The sequence below is a fragment of the Leifsonia lichenia genome (assembly GCF_054780215.1).
In genome coordinates this window covers 91,903-107,431 of record NZ_BAAGWT010000002.1, presented here as the reverse complement: position 1 = coordinate 107,431, position 15,529 = coordinate 91,903, and the positions used below count along the sequence as shown (strand labels likewise).

Genomic DNA, 15,529 nt, shown 5'->3' with positions numbered 1-15,529 from the left:
GTCGTGCGTGCGTCACTCGGTGCGGGCGTACACCCGCTCGCCGTTCACCCAGGTGGACGCCACGACCGACAGGTGGATGTCCTCCTCCCTCCCCGCGAACGGGTCCGGCTCGATCACGACGAGATCGGCGAGGTACCCGGGCATGATGTGTCCGGTGTCGTGGTCCCGGTGGTTCACATAGGCGCTCCCCGACGTGTACGCGGCGAACGCGGTGGCGAGGTCGAGCCGCTGCTCGTCACCGCCGAGCGGTTCGGCGTCGGCGTCGGCGCCGGCGCCGGCGCCGGCGCTGGGCGCCACCCGATTGACGGCGATGTGGATGGCCTCGATCGGGTTCGCGCTCGACACCGGCCAATCGCTTCCCGCCGCCAGCCGTGTGCCGTGCCTGGCCAGGTCGCCGAACGGGTACTGCCTGGTCGCCTGCGGTTCCTGCAGGAACGGCAGCGTGAGCTGGTCGAGCTGCGGCTCGTGGCAGGCCCAGAGCGCCTGCAGGTTCGCGACGGCGTCGAGGTCGGCGAAGCGCGGCACGTCCTCGACGGCGACCACCTGGAGGTGCGCGAGGTGGTGGCGTCCGTCCGTCGCCCCGTTCGCCTCGCGCGCCGCCTCCAGCGCGTCGAGCGCTTCCTGCACGGCCCGGTCGCCCAGCGCGTGGAAGTGCACCTGGAATCCGCAGCGGTCGAGCTCTGTGACGTACTCGCGCAGCAGCGCGGGGTCGATGAACGACAGGCCGGCGTTGTCGGTGTCGTGCCCGCGCGCATCCCGGTAGGGCGCCTTCATGGCGGCGGTGTGGTTCTCGGCGACTCCGTCGACCATGATCTTCACCGTGCCGAGCGAGAGCCGGTCGGAGCCGAGGGCCGCGATGGCGTCACGGCGGGCGATCATCGACGCGACCTGCTCTCCGCCGTCCGCCCTGGACCACCACTGGGCGCCGACGACGTGCGCGACCAGCGTGCCGTCGTCGACCGCGCGGCGGTATGCGCCGAGATTCTCCGCCATGCCGGCCGCCGTGCCGATCATCGCGTCCTGCCAGCCGGTGACGCCGAGCGCCAGGAGCACGTCCTGCGCCCTGAGCAGCCCGGCGTAGACCAGGTCGTCGTCCGTCTCCGGGCGCACGGCGTCGAACAGGTCGCCGGCGCCCTCGTGGAACGTCCCGGCGGGGAAGCCGTCGTCCTCGCGCTCGATCCGGCCGTCCGCCGGGTCGTGGGTCGTGCCGTCGAGTCCCGCGAGCCTGATCGCCGCCGTGCTCGCCCAGACGCTGTGGTGATCGCGGCTGCTGATGAGCACCGGACGGTCGCCGACCGCCGCATCCAGTGCCTGCCTGGTCGGTGCTCCGCCCGCGAAATGGTCCATCGACCAGCCGCCGCCGAGGATCCAGCCCTCGGGGTTCTCCTCCGCGTACTCGGCGACGCGGCGCAGAGCGTCGTCCGCGTCGTCGCTGTCGCTCAGGTTGCACTGGAGCAGTTCGATCCCGCCGCCCGCCGGGTGGATGTGCGCATCCTGGAAGCCGGGAGCGATCAGCGCCCCGTCGAGCTCGATGACCACGGTCGCTTCCCCTCGGTGCCCGGCGATCTCGGTGTCCGGCACGATGCCCTGGATGCGCCCGTCGCGCACGACGACGGCGTGCCCGTCGATGGGTCGTCCGGAGCCGGTGAACACCGAGCCCCCGGTGAAGATGGTGTCGCCTGCCGTCACGGAGTCGCTCCCTTTCGTCGTCGAATGTGGATGGGGAGGATGCTATGTCGCGCATCCACCGCGTGTCAACACTGTTGACAACATCTCTGCGACACCTAGAGTGGTAGCGATGACCGAAGCGCACGACACCAGCGGAACACCGCGATCACGCCTCACCAGGGAACGCATCGTCCAGGCGGGGCTCGACCTCGCGGCGCACGGCGACGCCTCCGCGGTGTCCGTCAGGAACATCGGGTCGGCACTCGGAGTGGACCCGACGGCGGCGTATCGCTACTTCCCCAGCAAGCAGGCACTCATGCAGGCGCTCCTGGACGAGCTGTTCGCCCGCATCCTCACGGACGTCGATCGCTCGGCCGACTGGCGGGGCAGGCTCAGACAGCTCGCCGCGCACACCCTCGCCGTCTTCACGGAGTACCCGGCTATCGCATCGGAGGCGACGGTGCTCACCACGAACGGCCCAGCGGAGACCGAGACCATCGAACTGGTCCTCGGCGCGTTCGCCGAGGCGGGCATCCACGGGGCGGCGCAGGTCAGGCACTACGCGCTGTTCTCGTCGTACACGCTGTCCGAGGCGGCGGGGATCGCGCACGCGCGCAGCACCCAGCCCGGCACGCCTCCCGAGGACAACCGCTGGTTCGAAGGACCGCTGCTGGTCGACCCGACCAAGCACCCGAACCTGGCGTCGGCCGCCGCCGAACTGCTCGCCCTGCGCGACGACGACATCTTCAGCCTGGGCGTCGAGTCGGTCATCGAGTCGGCGGAGCGGCACGTCGAGGCGTAGCGGACACGCCGGAGCGCCAGCGACCGCATCAGCGCGCCGTTAAACAAAAAAGACCCGGATGACCGGGCCTTTCTCACTGCTGGGGTACCTGGACTCGAACCAAGAACAACGGTACCAGAAACCGCCGTGTTGCCAATTACACCATACCCCACCGTTCCGAACCGAAGCCCGGGCACGAGAGTCAACTTTATCCTACGCCGACCCTCAATTACAAAACGGCGATCCCGGGCGCGCCGTCGACCGTCAGGCCGATCAGGTCGCGGTTGATCGCGGCGGCTGCGACAGCCCCGGACCCGGCCGCGACGATGAGCTGCTGAGGCCCCGGCGGTCTCGTCTCTCCGACCGCGTAGACGCCGGGCACCGAGGAGCGGCCGTGCGCGTCCGTGAGCAGGTAGCCGTCGTCGTCGGTCTCGAGGTCCAGGCCGGAGGCGAACGCGAGCGACGGGGTCCACAGCGGGCGCACGAAGCCGCCCGCGCGGTCGACGACCGTGCCGTCGGCGAGTCGCACACCGGTCATCGTGCCGCGCTCCCCCACCACGTCGTCGATCGCCCTGCGCTCGACGCGCACGCCGAGCCGGGCGAGCACGCGCTCGTCGTCGTCGCTCACCGTGCCGACACCGTTGGTGAAGACGATCAGGTCGTCCGTCCACTGGGTGAGCAGCAGGGCGCGCTCCGCGAGGTCGCTCGTCTCCCCGATCAGCGCGAGGGGCGCATCAGCTTTCTCATAGCCGTCGCACTCGACGCAGCTGTGCAGTTGCGTGCCGTAGTACGCCCGGATGCTCGGGATGGCGGGCAGCGTCTCCTGCAGGCCCGTGGCGAGCACCACCGTCTGCGCGACCACGTCGATGTCTGCCGCCCCGCGCACGCCCTTCGCGCTCACGCGGAATCCGGAGCCGGACACCTCGATGCCCTGCGCGAGCGCGAAAGCGACCTCGCCGTTGTCGTATGACTCGACCTCCTCGCGGCCTAGGCGGCGGAGTTCGAGCGGGGCGACGCCGTCGCGCGTCAGGTAGCCGCGCGCGACCAGCGTTGCGGCGTGCCTGGGCCGGTTGCTGTCGACCACGAGCACGTCACGGCGCGCACGCACCAGATTGAGCGCGGTGGACAGCCCGGCCGGACCGCCGCCGATGACGACGACCTCGTGGGACTCGCGTGGCACGACCCGCGCCTATCCGAGGCTGGCGGAGAGTCTGTCGAGCCGGGCGATGCTCTCGGCCTTGCCGAGGATCTCCATCGACTCGAACAGCGGAGGCGAGATGCGGCGGCCGGAGATTCCGACGCGCAGCGGACCGAACGCGACACGCGGCTTGAGCCCGAGTCCCTCGATCAGCGCATCCCGCAGCGCGGCCTCGACGGCCTCGTGCGTCCACTCGGACTCCGGCACGAGTTCGAGCGCCCCGAGGGATGCGGCGAGCACCTCACCGGCGTTCGCTGGCAGCGAGTCGCGCGCATCCTCCTCGATCGTCAGCGACGCGGCGTCGGTGAAGAGGAAGCCGAGCATCCCCGGTGTCTCTCCGAGCAACTGCACGCGCTCCTGCACGAGCGGCGCCGCCTCGGCCAGGATCGCCCGCTGCGCGTCGCTCAGCGGCTCCGTGAGGATGCCGGCGGCCACCAGGTACGGGATGGTCCGCTCTGCGAAGTCGGAGACCTCCAGCAGCCGGATGTGGTCGCCGTTGATCGACTCGGCCTTCTTCTGGTCGAACCGGGCGGGGTTGGGGTTGACGTCGACGACGTCGAACGCCGCGACCATCTCGTCGATCGAGAACACGTCGCGGTCGTGGGTGAGCGACCAGCCGAGCAGCGCCAGGTAGTTGACGAGCCCTTCCGGAATGAACCCGCGGTCGCGGTGGTGGAACAGGTTGGACTCCGGGTCGCGCTTGGAGAGCTTCTTGTTGCCCTCGCCCATCACGTACGGCAGGTGGCCGAAGCGCGGCACGAACGTGGTGATGCCCGCCTCGATCAGCGCGTGGTACAGCGCGATCTGGCGCGGCGTCGATGACAGCAGATCCTCGCCGCGCAGCACGTGGGTGACGCCCATCAGCGCGTCGTCCACCGGGTTCACGAACGGGTACAGCGGGTGGCCGTTGGGACGCACGACCACGAAGTCGCTGAACGATCCGGCCGGGAAGGTGATCTCGCCGCGCACCAGGTCGTCGAAGCTGAGGTCGGTGTCCGGCACCCGGAGTCGCAGCGCCGGTGCGCGGCCCTCCGCCCGGTAGGCGTCTTTCTGCGCATCCGTGAGCTCGCGCTCGAAGTTGTCGTAGCCGAGCTTGGGGTCGCGGCCGAGCGAGACGTTGCGCGCCTCGATCTCCTCGCCGGTGGCGAAGCTCTCGTAGATGTGGCCGGACGCCTTCAGCTTCTCGATCACGTCGCGGTAGATGTCGTAGCGCTCCGACTGCCGGTACGGCCCGTCCGGACCCCCGACGTTCACGCCCTCGTCCCAGTCGAGCTTCAGCCAGGTGAGCGCCTCGATGATCTGGCCGAAGCTCTCCTCGCTGTCGCGGGCCGCATCCGTGTCTTCGATGCGGAAGATGAGCTTGCCGCCGGTGTGCCGCGCATACGCCCAGTTGAACAGGGCGGTGCGGATGAGGCCGACGTGCGGCGTGCCGGTCGGCGACGGGCAGAACCGGACGCGGACGTCGGAGCCGGTGGCCGTGGAGAACGGGTGCGAGTTGGAGTCAGACATACTCCCCCAATCCTACTTGGCGGCACGCACCGGATTCACGAGGGAGCCGACGCCTTCGATCTCCACCTCCACGGTGTCCCCGGCGACGATCGGGCCGATCCCCGCCGGCGTCCCGGTGAGGATCACATCTCCCGGCAGCAGCGTGAACACGCTCGACGCGTACTCGACGATCGAGGGGATGTCGTGCACCATGTCCGCGATCGTCGCATCCTGCTTCAGCTCGCCGTTCACACGGGTGCGCAGGTAGGCGTCCGGCTTCAGCTCGGTCTCGATCACCGGGCCGAGCGGGCAGAAGGTGTCGAAGCCCTTGGCGCGCGTCCACTGGCCGTCGCTCTTCTGCAGATCGCGGGCGGTCACATCGTTGGCGACCGTGTAGCCGAAGATGTACTCGTGCGCGTCCTCGGCGGAGACGTTGCGCGCGATCTTCCCGATCACCACGGCGAGCTCGCCTTCGAAGTCGACCTGCTGCGACTGCGGCGGCAGCACGATCGCGTCGCCCAGACCGATCACGGCGGTGTTCGGCTTGAGGAACAGGAGCGGCTCCTCCGGCGCGTCTCCGCCCATCTCCGCGGCGTGGTCCCGGTAGTTCTTGCCGACGGCGACCACCTTGGAGCGCGGGATGACAGGGGCGAGCAGCGCGCCCACCTTGCTGAGCGGCACCCGCTCGCCCGTCGTGTCGAACCCGGCGAACATCGGGTCTCCTGCGAGGACGACGAGCGCGTCCTCGTCGACGATTCCGTAGTCGATGGCGCCTTCGTGGCTGAAGCGTGCGATTTTCACGCTTCCGAGCCTACTGCCGTCATGCCACCGTCAGCGCGCCCACGATCCGCTCGACCGCGGGGGTCGGGATGCCGTTCGCAGCTCCGATCCGCAGCAGCGCGCCGCCGAGGGCGTCGAGCTCGTTGGGTGCTCCCGCCGCCAGATCCTCCTGCAGCGAGGTGCGCATCCCGCCTGGCACGCTGGACAGGACCTCGACCAACTGCAACGTGGATGCTGGCACTCCGGATGCGTTCGAGCACGCCACCACCTCGCTCAGCAGCGCCTCGGTGAGCTCCGGGTCCTCGCTGAGCGCCGCGGCGACCGGCTGCCGCCAGTACGAGGTGAGCAGCGCGATCGAGGCCAGCATCCGGTACTTGCCCCACAGCACCTCGCCCTCTGTCCCGCGCACGCGCACGGCCGGGCCGGCCCCGGTCAGCGCGGAGACCGTCGCGAACCCCGCCGCAGCCTCCGGCACCTCGATGCGTACGAACGGGCTCCGCAGATCGATGACCGACGTGGATGCGCGCAGAGCAGACACTGCGATGGCCCCGCCTGCCACGGGCACGCCGGGCAGCGCCTCCCGGAGCGGCGTCATGTGCTCGACGCCGTTCAGCAGCGACAGCACCTCGGCGGGCCGGGCGGCGACGATGCCGGGCAGCACGTCGTCCAGCCCGTAGGTCTTCGTCGCGAGGATGACGCTCGCACCCTCCGGCACGTCGACGCTCGCCCGCACCCGCTCGGCACCGGTGCCGAACCGCTCGTCCGCGAACTCCGTGCCCCCGCCCTCGCCGCGCACCTCGATCCCGTCGCGCTCGATGGCGGCGACGGTCGCCGGGCGTCCGACGGCGACCACGTCGGTGCCCGCGCGGTGCAGCAGCCAAGCCAGGAGCCCGCCGACGGCCCCCGGCCCGACGACGGCGACGACGGGGCGCTGGTCCCCGCCCTTCTCGGAACGCTGCTCAGCGGGCTGCTCGGTGCTCATGACACCGATGCTAGCGACCACGCGGCGCCGTCGAGCCCCAGCAGTGCGGACGCGGTGGTCGCGATGGCGGGCACCGCGTCCGCCCCCGCCGCACCGACCAGGTTGATCGTGCGATGGTCGTGGTTGACGGTCGGCCGAACCACGACGCCCTCGTTGCGGCCGGCCGAGCCGACGGCGAGCGACGGAATGAGCGCGACACCCACTCCCTCGGCCACCATGCTCACCACTGCCACGAAGTTGTCGGTCTCGTAGGCGATCCTCGGCACGAAGTCGCGCGCGTCCGTCAGCTCGAGCAGGTGGCCGCGGCAGCGCGGGCAGCCCGCGATCCATGACTCTCCGGCGAGGTCGGCGAGGTCGATCGCTTCCGCGTCGGCGAGCCTGTGCCCTGCGGGAAGGACGAGCAGCATCTCGTCGCGCCACACCGGCACGACGGCCAGCCCGCGCGCACTCTCCCTGTGCGGGTCGACCCTGTCGCCCGGGTATCCGAAGGTGATTGCGAGGTCGGCGGTCTGCGCGCGCACGGCGGCGACGGCCTCCGGCGGCTCCGCCTCCGTGTACGTGATCGTCACACCGGGATGCGCGGCCTTCATCGTGCGCAGCAGACGCGGCACGATGGTCGACGACGCCGATGGGAAGGCCGCCAGACGCACGCGGCCGGAGCGCAGGCCGTGCAGGTCGGCGAGTTCGCCCGCCGCCGCATCCAGTGCCGTGGTCACCGTGGTGGCGTGCCGGGCGAGCACCCGCCCGGCCTCTGTCAGCCTGACCCCTCGTCCCGCCCGCGTGACCACGGGCATCCCGAGCCTCGCCTCCAGCCGCCGGAGGTGCTGGCTGATCGCGGGCTGGCTGTAGCCGAGCGCGTCGGCCGCCCGGGTGATCGAGCCGTGATCGGCGATGGCGCGGACCACGCGCAGGCTGTGGGAGTCGAGGTCGTCGAGGGACACACGGACACATAACCACAGGTGATGGATGCGATTCAACACCTGCTCTTCTCGAATGGTTTCGAGGCCGTCACGCTGGACCCATGCCCGCACACGCCGCACCCGCCGCGACCGAACAGCTCGCCGCCGCCCGGGCGGCCTTCGCGCCGGTCGACGGCTACCTTGCCGCCTGCACTCAGGGCCTTCCGCTGCTGGCGACGCTCCGCGCATCCCGTGACGAGCTGGACGACTGGGAGAGCGGAGAGGCGACACCAGCCGCCTACGGCGATGCGGTCGAGCTCGCGCGCGCGTCGTTCGGACGCATCGTCGGCGTCCCCTCCTCACGGGTGGCGATCGGGTCTCAGGTCTCCGTGCTCGCCGCTCTCGTCGCGGCGTCTGTCCCCGACGACGCGGAGGTGGTCTGCGTCGACGGCGACTTCACCTCGATGGTCTTCCCGTTCCTCGCGCAGGCGCACCGAGGGGTCACCGTCGTCCACGCTCCCCTCGAAAGGCTCGCGGACGCGATCGGCCCGCGCACCTGGCTTGTGGCGTTCTCGCTCGTGCAGTCGGCGACGGGCGCCGTCGCAGACGCCGACGCGATCTGCGAGGCAGCCGCCCGCCACGGCGCGCTGACCTTCGCCGACCTCACCCAGGCGGCGGGATGGCTGCCCGTGGACGCCTCCCGCTTCGATGTCACCGCCTGCCACGCATACAAGTGGCTCTGCGCGCCACGCGGTTCGGCATTCCTCACCGTCGGCGACCGGATGCTCGACGAACTGCGCCCTGCGCAGGCAGGGTGGTTCGCCGGGAACGACCCGTGGGCGTCCTGCTACGGCCCGGCGATGCGCCTGGCGACCGACGCCCGGCGCTTCGACGTCTCCCCCGCCTGGCCGGTCTGGCCTGGCACGGCGGCGGCGCTCGCGTTCTTCGCCGATCTCGACCCCTCCGCCGTTCACGATCACACCACCGCCCTGGGCGACGCCCTCTGCGAACGTCTCGGCCTTCCTGCGCTCGGCCAGTCCATCGTCACCTGGCCGGATGCGGACGGCTCCGACCTCGCGGCCATCACCGCCTCCGGGATGCGCGCGTCCGGACGCGCCGGGCGCGCCAGGGTGGCCTTTCACCTCTGGAACACGCCCGACGACGTCGGACGCGTCTGCGACGCGCTCGCTACGCGACGACCTTGTGCGTCGACACGCCTGGCTTGAAAAATTGCTGCCCCGGTCCTGCAACAGGACCGGGGCAGATGAAACGCTCGGGATGCGGCTCAGGCGTCGAGTCGCATCATCCAGTTGTGACGGTCCTTCGCGCGGCCGTACTGGATGTCCGTGAGCTCCTGGCGCAGCGACATCGTCAGCTCCCCCGGGGGCGCCGTGATGTCGCCGACCGTGAAGGTGTCGGACTTGAGCTCGCCGATCGGGGTGATCACCGCGGCCGTGCCGCACGCGAACACCTCGACGATGTCGCCGGATTCGACGCCGACGCGCCACTCGTCGATCGTCACCTTGCGCTGCTCGACCGTGTGGCCGCGGTCACGGGCCAGCTGCAGCACCGATTCGAGTGTGATGCCCTCGAGGATGCTGTCCGACTCGGGGGTGACCAGGGTGCCGTCTTTGTAGACCAGCACCACGTTCATCCCGCCGAGCTCTTCGAGGTACTTCCCCTCCACCGAGTCGAGGAACAGCACCTGAGCGCAACCGTGCTCCGCCGCCTCGGCCTGGGGCAGCAGGCTGGATGCGTAGTTGCCTCCGGTCTTCGCCGCACCCGTTCCGCCCTTGCCCGCGCGGGACCAGTGGTCGGAGAGCCAGATCGAGACCGGGTTCACGCCGCCGGAGAAGTAAGCGCCTGCCGGGCTCGCGATCAGGTAGTACGCCACCTTGTTGGCCGGTCGCACCCCGAGGAACGCCTCCTTGGCGAACATGAACGGGCGCAGGTAGAGGCTCGTCTCCGGTGCGCTCGGCACCCAGTCGCCGTCGAGGGCGATGAGCTGCTTGAGCGAGTCGAGGAAGTACTCCACCGGCAGCTCCGGCAGGGCGAGGCGGTAGGCCGAGCGCTGCATCCTGGCCGCGTTCGCCTCCGGGCGGAAGGTCCACACGGACCCGTCCTCGTGGCGGTACGCCTTCAGGCCCTCGAAGATCTCCTGCGCGTAGTGCAGGACGGCCGCAGACGGCTCGAGCTGGATCGGGCCGTACGGCGAGACCCGCGGCCGGTGCCACCCGCCCTTGACCGACCAGCACAGGTCGACCATGTGGTCGGTGAAGTAGTTGCCGAAGCCCGGGTTCGCCAGGATCTCCTCACGCTCGGCTGCGCTGCGCGCTTCCTCGTTGCGTGTGACGGCGAACGCGAGTCCGCTGGGGGTCGGGGCGCCCGTGAGGGTGATGCTGGTCGAAGATGTCATGAGAATCCTTTGCGCTGCGCTCGTTCGAAGCGGATGAACTAATTCTGCGCCACGGCGGCGGCGATCGCGTCGCCGATTTCGGCGGTGGCGCGGGACGCTGTGCCGCGGCTGGCGAGGTCGGCGGTCACCGCCTGCTCGACACGCTCCGCGAGCTCCGTCCGTCCGAGGTGACGGAGCAGGAGTGCCACGGAGAGGATCGCAGCGGTGGGGTCGGCCTTCTGCTGGCCTGCGATGTCGGGGGCCGATCCGTGAACCGGCTCGAACATGCTGGGGAATTCGCCTGCAGGGTTGATGTTGCCCGAGGCCGCCAGTCCGATGCCGCCGCTGATTGCGGCCGCGAGATCGGTGAGGATGTCGCCGAAGAGGTTGTCTGTGACGATCACGTCAAATCTAGCAGGGTTCGTGACGAGGAAGATCGTGGCGGCATCGACGTGCAGGTAGTCGACGGCGACCTCGGGATGTTCGGAGGCGACCGCATCCACGATCCGTTTCCACAGCGACCCGGCGAAGGTGAGCACGTTGGTCTTGTGCACCAGGGTGAGCCGCTTGCTCCGCTGCTCCGCCTGCTCGAAGGCGTAGCGGACGACGCGCTCGACGCCGTATGCGGTGTTCACGGAGACCTCGTTGGCCACCTCGTGCGGGGTCCCGACCCGGATGGCGCCGCCGTTGCCGACGTACGGGCCCTCCGTTCCCTCGCGCACGACGACGAAGTCGACGTCGCCGGGGTTCGCCAGCGGGCTGGCGATGCCGGGGAACAGCGTGGTCGGTCGCAGGTTGACGTAGTGGTCGAGGGTGAAGCGGAGCTTCAGCAACAGGCCGCGCTCGATGTTCGCGCCCGCCAGGCGCGGGTCGCCTGGCACCCCGCCGACCGCGCCGAGCAGGATCGCGTCGTGCTGCTTGATCGCATCCAGGTCGGCGTCGGTGAGCACGTCCCCTGTGTCGAGGTAGCGCTGCGCGCCGAGCGAGAACGCGGTCTTCTGGAACGTGAGCCCGGTTCCGGCCGTGACCGCGTCCAGGACTTTGACCGCCTCGGCGACGACCTCCGGTCCGATGCCGTCCCCGGGGATGACGGCGAGCTTGACGGCGGACGGGACGGACTCGGACATGGCACTCCTGCGGTTCGTTGCGGGCGGACCATCACCACATTACCGGCCGGCGAGTGGTCCCGACGCGCCGCGCGCATCCATGGGCGTACGGCAATCCGGGACCACTGGATGCGCGGCCGGGCGGCGGTCAGCCACGCACTGTGCGCAGGGAGACGACGGCGAGCACGGCGGCGGCCACCATGAGGGCGACGCCGATCCCCGCGGTGAGGGCGACGCCGGAGTCGAACGCAGCCCGCGCGGAGGCGAGCAGCTGCTCGCCGAGGTCGGCTGGAAGCTGACCGGCCACGGTGGTCGCCCCGCCCAGGGTCTCCCCCGCCGCGTGGGCCTGCGCGGTCGTCAGCCCGTCCGGGAGCACGACGCCGGAACGGTACGACGCGGTGAGGATCGTACCGAGCGTCGCCGTGCCGAGCACAGCGCCCAGCTCGTACGCCGTCTCGGACACCGCCGACGCCGCTCCGGCCTTCTCCGCCGGCGCGCTCGACAGGATGAGCTCGTTCGACACGGTCTCCGCCGCGCCGATGCCGAGGCCGAGCATCACGAACGACAGGATGAGCACGCCGGTCTGCGCGCCGCCTCCGGTCAGCGCGACCAGCAGGTAGCCGCCCGCCGAGATCAGCAGCGCCACGGGCACCACGATGGCCGGACGCACGCGCCTGGCGATCGGAACGACAACGAGACCGGCCACGATCATGGTCGCGAGCCCGGGAATCAGCACCAGGCCGGCGTCGATCGGGCTGAGTCCGAGCACGAGCTGCAGGTGCTGCGACACGAAGAACAGGTAGCCGACGAGGGAGACGACGCTGAGCAGATTGATCAGCACCGCGCCGCTGAACGGCCCGCGCCGGAACAGCCGCATGTCGAGCATCGGGATGGGCCGCCGCAACTGCCTGCGCACGAACAGCCACCCGGCGACGAGTCCGATGAGGATCGCGAGCACCCCGGCGACGGAGACGCCGTCCGATGCGAGCGACTTGATGCCGTAGACGATGGGAGCCATCGTCAGCAGCGAGAGCAGGATGCTCGGCACGTCGATCGGCCCGGGGTTCGGGTCGCGCGACTCGCGGACGAGCAGCGGCGTGAGCACCAGCAGCGGGATGAGCACCGGCACGGCAAGCAGGAACACCGACCCCCACCAGAAGTGCTGGATCAGGATGCCGCCGACGATCGGCCCGAGGGCGGAGCCCGCGGCGAACCCGGAGGCCCACACGGCGATGGCCATGCGACGCTGCTCGCGGTCGACGAAGGTGCTGCGCAGCAGCGAAAGCGTGGACGGCATGAGCATGGCGCCGAAGAAGCCGAGGCTCGCGCGGGCCGCGATGAGGAGTTCCGTGGTGGGCGCGAAGGCCGCGCCCACGGAGACGAGCGCGAACCCGGTTGCGCCGATCATGAGCAGTTTGCGACGGCCGATGCGGTCACCGAGGCTGCCCATCGACACGAGGAGGCCCGCGAGCACCAGTGGGTACGCGTCGATGATCCAGAGCATCCCCGTGCCGCTCGGTTCGAGGGCCTGGGAGATGGCGGGAAGCGCGAAGCTGAGCACCGTGTTGTCGACGGAGACGAGCAGCACGGGAAGCATGAGGACCGCGAGCGCCACCCATTGGCGCGCACCGGCGCGCGGGGCGGCGGTGGGCGTCGGCGTAGTGGGAGTCGTGGTGGACATGCATTTACTGTACCGTCTGGACGGTACAGTTTTCAACCCCGAGCGACTACGATGGCGTCATGGCAGACACCCCCTCCGCCCGCGATCGCATCCTCGACGCCTTCGAAGAACTGCTCGGAGAGCAGAGCGAACGCGCAGCGACCCTCGACGCGGTCGCCGCACGCGCCGGCGTCTCCAAGGGCGGCCTCCTCTACCACTTCGCCTCCAAAGACGCGATGGTCGACGGCGTCCTCGACCGGCTGGGCTCCCACGTCGACGCCGACCTCGAACGGATGCGGGTGGCGCCAGAAGGCCCCGTCGCCTACTTCATCCGCACCTCCGTCCCCACCGACAACGACCTGGAACGCTCCATCGTCGCCGTCGCGCGCCTCGCCCAGAGCGCCGACAGCCGGGCTCGGGATGCGCTGTCGTCCATGCAGCGCTCCTGGCTGGAGATCCTGGAGTCAGCGGTCGGCGACCCGCTGGTGGCCCGGGTCATCATGCTGATCGGCGACGGGATGTACTACAACACCGCTCTGCTCCCCGACACGAACGCCGTGCTCCGCAGCGAGACGGATATGGACAGGGTGATCGAGCTGGTGAAGCGCCTGGCGGACTCCGCCGCGAGCTGACGGCGGCCGGTCAGCGGCCGAGCGCGTCGCGCTGCTTCTCCAGGAACCGCCGCACCCGCGCATCCTGAGCGGCTTCGACCGCGAGCGCGTACGCCTCCCCTGCCCGCGCATCCACCGCCAGCCGCAGCAGATCGGCGCGCACGGCGAGAGCCTGCGCCGCGACCACGCCGTCGAACAGCTCGGAATGCGCGTCCAGCCCCGCCAGCGCCGCCTCCGGTCCGACATCGGGGCTGTACCCGCGCGCCACGGCGCGCCCGAGCTGGGCGGCGGCGGACGGCCAGCGCAGCACCAGACCGTCGTAGAGTCGCGCGATGGCCGGCCAGTCCGTCGCATCCCAGGTCGGTGCCAGACCGTGCAGCCCCGCAATGCCGGCCTGCAACGCGAACCGGCCGGGCCCACCAGGCGCCGCCGTGGTCAGGGCGACCGTGGCGAGCCGCTCCCCCTCCGCCAGCAGCGCCGCGTTCCAGAGCGAGCGGTCCGCCTCGGCGAGCGTGACGAACTCGTCGGCATCGGACAGGCGGGTGGTCTGCCGCGCCTCGGTGAGGAGCAGCAGCGCGAGAAGCCCGGCGGCTTCGTCGTCCTCCTGGCGGAGGCGGTACGCATCCCTGGCCAGTTCGATGGCAGCGGTGCGCAGGCGCCCGTCCGCTCTGGCGTGACTGACCGTGTACAGCAGGTAGATCGTGGTGAGCGCATCCGGCAGCCTGGCGGCGAGGTCGGCGTCGTCGCCCGCCCTGAACCGGAGCCGCGAGTCGTGGATGCGCTTCTTCGCCCGCGTGAGCCTGGCGGCCATCGTCGCCTCCTGCACCAGGAACACCTCGGCCACCTGCGCCGTCGGCACGTCGCAGACGAACCGCAGCGCGAGCGCGACGCGCGTCTCCTCCGCCACCTCGGGGTGGCAGACCAGGAGGATGAGCTCCAGACGCTCGTCCCCGGTGAACACCTCGTTCGCCTGCATGTCGATCTCCGCCTGCCGGTCGGCCGCGCGGGCCGCCTCCGCGGCGAGCATGGGTGCGGCGCGCGCCGCCGTGCTCTCCCGGCGTCGCGTGTCGACGGCGATGCGCTTGGCGACCGTGGTGATCCACGCGGCGGGGTTGTCCGGTTCGCGCCCGGCAGCCGCTTCCGCGACCGCGCGGGCGAACGCCTCCTGCACGGCGTCCTCCGCGATCAGGAGGTCGCCAACGGTGCGGGCGACCGCGCCCAGGATTCGCGGGGCGTCGGTGCGGAAGGCGCGCTCGATGGCGGTGGTCACAGCCCATTCAAACAAGCTGCGACCACCGGCACAATCAGTTGACCCTGTCGAGCACCAGCACGGGGTACAGCTCGATCCAGCCGTCCGTCGGCACGAGCGCCGCGAGCTCCTTCGCCTGTTCCGGCGTGGCAGCGGTGAAGCCGTAGAACCCGGTGACCACCTCGCGGGTCTCCCCGAACGGGCCGTCGGTGAACAGCGGGGCGCCGCCCTCCTGCGGGGTGATCTTGGTGGCCGCGCTGACGGGCTGCAGGGCGTTCGAGGCGAGGACCTTCTCGCCGGCAGCGATCACCGCATCCTGGAACGCGCGGTGGCCGGCCATCCCGGCCTCCCACTGCTCCTCTGTCATCGAGGCCGGGTCCCAGTTCGGTTCCCTGATGAGTACGACGTATTCCTCCGACATGATGTCTCCTTGTTTCTCGCGCTCGCGCGCAGCGGATGTGAACACCACTACGACGTCAGTCAACCGCGGAAATCGACAGCCTGGGACTTTTTTCGAAGGAGATTGCGGGCGACACGCCGCCGTTTCCTCCTTCCGGACGGAGAATACGGCCGTCGCCCGCGGAACCTCCTGCCGAACGTAGCCGCGCGCGGCCTCTCGTCGCCTGCATCCGGAAGGAGAAATCGGCCCCGGATGCACGAAACTCCGTCCGGACGGAGAAACCGGCGGCGTGGCGGCCGGGATCTCCGTTCG

General features: G+C 70.5%; 14 protein-coding genes and 1 tRNA gene. 3 read left to right on the top strand and 12 right to left on the bottom strand.

Annotation, left to right across the window (positions count from 1 at the left end):
* Positions 1 to 12: 12 nt before the first annotated feature.
* Positions 13 to 1,689, bottom strand: a complete 1,677-nt coding sequence (locus ACYVGI_RS05040; protein WP_460631575.1) for an amidohydrolase — start codon at positions 1,687 to 1,689, stop codon at positions 13 to 15.
* Positions 1,690 to 1,798: 109 nt separating this feature from the next.
* Between ACYVGI_RS05040 and ACYVGI_RS05035 the strand changes: the two genes are divergently transcribed.
* Positions 1,799 to 2,470: a TetR/AcrR family transcriptional regulator gene (locus ACYVGI_RS05035; protein ID WP_460631574.1), complete on the top strand. Its 672-nt coding sequence runs from the start codon at positions 1,799 to 1,801 to the stop codon at positions 2,468 to 2,470.
* A gap of 79 nt (positions 2,471 to 2,549) precedes the next feature.
* Here ACYVGI_RS05035 and ACYVGI_RS05030 read toward each other — a convergent pair.
* From ACYVGI_RS05030 to ACYVGI_RS05005, 6 genes are all read right to left on the bottom strand, one after another.
* A tRNA-Gln gene (locus tag ACYVGI_RS05030) sits at positions 2,550 to 2,621 on the bottom strand.
* A gap of 57 nt (positions 2,622 to 2,678) precedes the next feature.
* A complete protein-coding gene (locus ACYVGI_RS05025) occupies positions 2,679 to 3,629 on the bottom strand; it encodes an NAD(P)/FAD-dependent oxidoreductase (protein ID WP_460631573.1) in 951 nt (316 codons plus the stop codon).
* Positions 3,630 to 3,638: 9 nt separating this feature from the next.
* On the bottom strand, positions 3,639 to 5,156 hold the full coding sequence (gene gltX, locus ACYVGI_RS05020; protein ID WP_460631572.1) for a glutamate--tRNA ligase: 1,518 nt from the start codon (positions 5,154 to 5,156) through the stop codon (positions 3,639 to 3,641).
* Between the two features lie 12 nt (positions 5,157 to 5,168).
* Positions 5,169 to 5,936: a fumarylacetoacetate hydrolase family protein gene (locus ACYVGI_RS05015; RefSeq protein ID WP_460631571.1), complete on the bottom strand. Its 768-nt coding sequence runs from the start codon at positions 5,934 to 5,936 to the stop codon at positions 5,169 to 5,171.
* 19 nt (positions 5,937 to 5,955) lie between these two features.
* The gene (locus ACYVGI_RS05010) at positions 5,956 to 6,897 is read right to left on the bottom strand and encodes a ketopantoate reductase family protein (RefSeq protein ID WP_460631570.1); all 942 of its coding nucleotides are present in this window, start codon (positions 6,895 to 6,897) and stop codon (positions 5,956 to 5,958) included.
* Positions 6,894 to 7,838: a LysR family transcriptional regulator gene (locus tag ACYVGI_RS05005; RefSeq protein WP_460631569.1), complete on the bottom strand. Its 945-nt coding sequence runs from the start codon at positions 7,836 to 7,838 to the stop codon at positions 6,894 to 6,896. Before ACYVGI_RS05005 ends, ACYVGI_RS05010 begins: the two co-directional genes overlap by 4 nt.
* 80 nt (positions 7,839 to 7,918) lie before the next feature.
* On the opposite strand from ACYVGI_RS05005, the gene ACYVGI_RS05000 reads away from it, so the two are divergent.
* Positions 7,919 to 9,022: an aminotransferase class V-fold PLP-dependent enzyme gene (locus ACYVGI_RS05000; protein ID WP_460631568.1), complete on the top strand. Its 1,104-nt coding sequence runs from the start codon at positions 7,919 to 7,921 to the stop codon at positions 9,020 to 9,022.
* A 59-nt stretch (positions 9,023 to 9,081) separates the two neighbouring features.
* On the opposite strand, the gene ACYVGI_RS04995 is transcribed toward ACYVGI_RS05000, so the two are convergent.
* From ACYVGI_RS04995 to ACYVGI_RS04985, 3 genes are all read right to left on the bottom strand, one after another.
* Positions 9,082 to 10,212: a branched-chain amino acid aminotransferase gene (locus ACYVGI_RS04995; RefSeq protein ID WP_460631567.1), complete on the bottom strand. Its 1,131-nt coding sequence runs from the start codon at positions 10,210 to 10,212 to the stop codon at positions 9,082 to 9,084.
* A 38-nt stretch (positions 10,213 to 10,250) separates the two neighbouring features.
* Complete coding sequence (locus tag ACYVGI_RS04990; RefSeq protein ID WP_460631566.1) at positions 10,251 to 11,318, bottom strand: 3-isopropylmalate dehydrogenase; 1,068 nt, start codon at positions 11,316 to 11,318, stop codon at positions 10,251 to 10,253.
* Between the two features lie 127 nt (positions 11,319 to 11,445).
* Positions 11,446 to 12,978 carry an MFS transporter gene (locus ACYVGI_RS04985; RefSeq protein ID WP_460631565.1) on the bottom strand — a complete coding sequence of 511 codons (1,533 nt, stop codon included), beginning with the start codon at positions 12,976 to 12,978 and terminating at the stop codon, positions 11,446 to 11,448.
* A 59-nt stretch (positions 12,979 to 13,037) separates the two neighbouring features.
* Between ACYVGI_RS04985 and ACYVGI_RS04980 the strand changes: the two genes are divergently transcribed.
* A complete protein-coding gene (locus ACYVGI_RS04980; RefSeq protein ID WP_460631564.1) occupies positions 13,038 to 13,589 on the top strand; it encodes a TetR/AcrR family transcriptional regulator in 552 nt (183 codons plus the stop codon).
* Between the two features lie 10 nt (positions 13,590 to 13,599).
* On the opposite strand, the gene ACYVGI_RS04975 is transcribed toward ACYVGI_RS04980, so the two are convergent.
* On the bottom strand, positions 13,600 to 14,838 hold the full coding sequence (locus tag ACYVGI_RS04975; RefSeq protein WP_460631563.1) for an RNA polymerase sigma factor: 1,239 nt from the start codon (positions 14,836 to 14,838) through the stop codon (positions 13,600 to 13,602).
* A 34-nt stretch (positions 14,839 to 14,872) separates the two neighbouring features.
* Positions 14,873 to 15,238 carry a YciI family protein gene (locus ACYVGI_RS04970; protein WP_460631562.1) on the bottom strand — a complete coding sequence of 122 codons (366 nt, stop codon included), beginning with the start codon at positions 15,236 to 15,238 and terminating at the stop codon, positions 14,873 to 14,875.
* Positions 15,239 to 15,529: the final 291 nt, after the last annotated feature.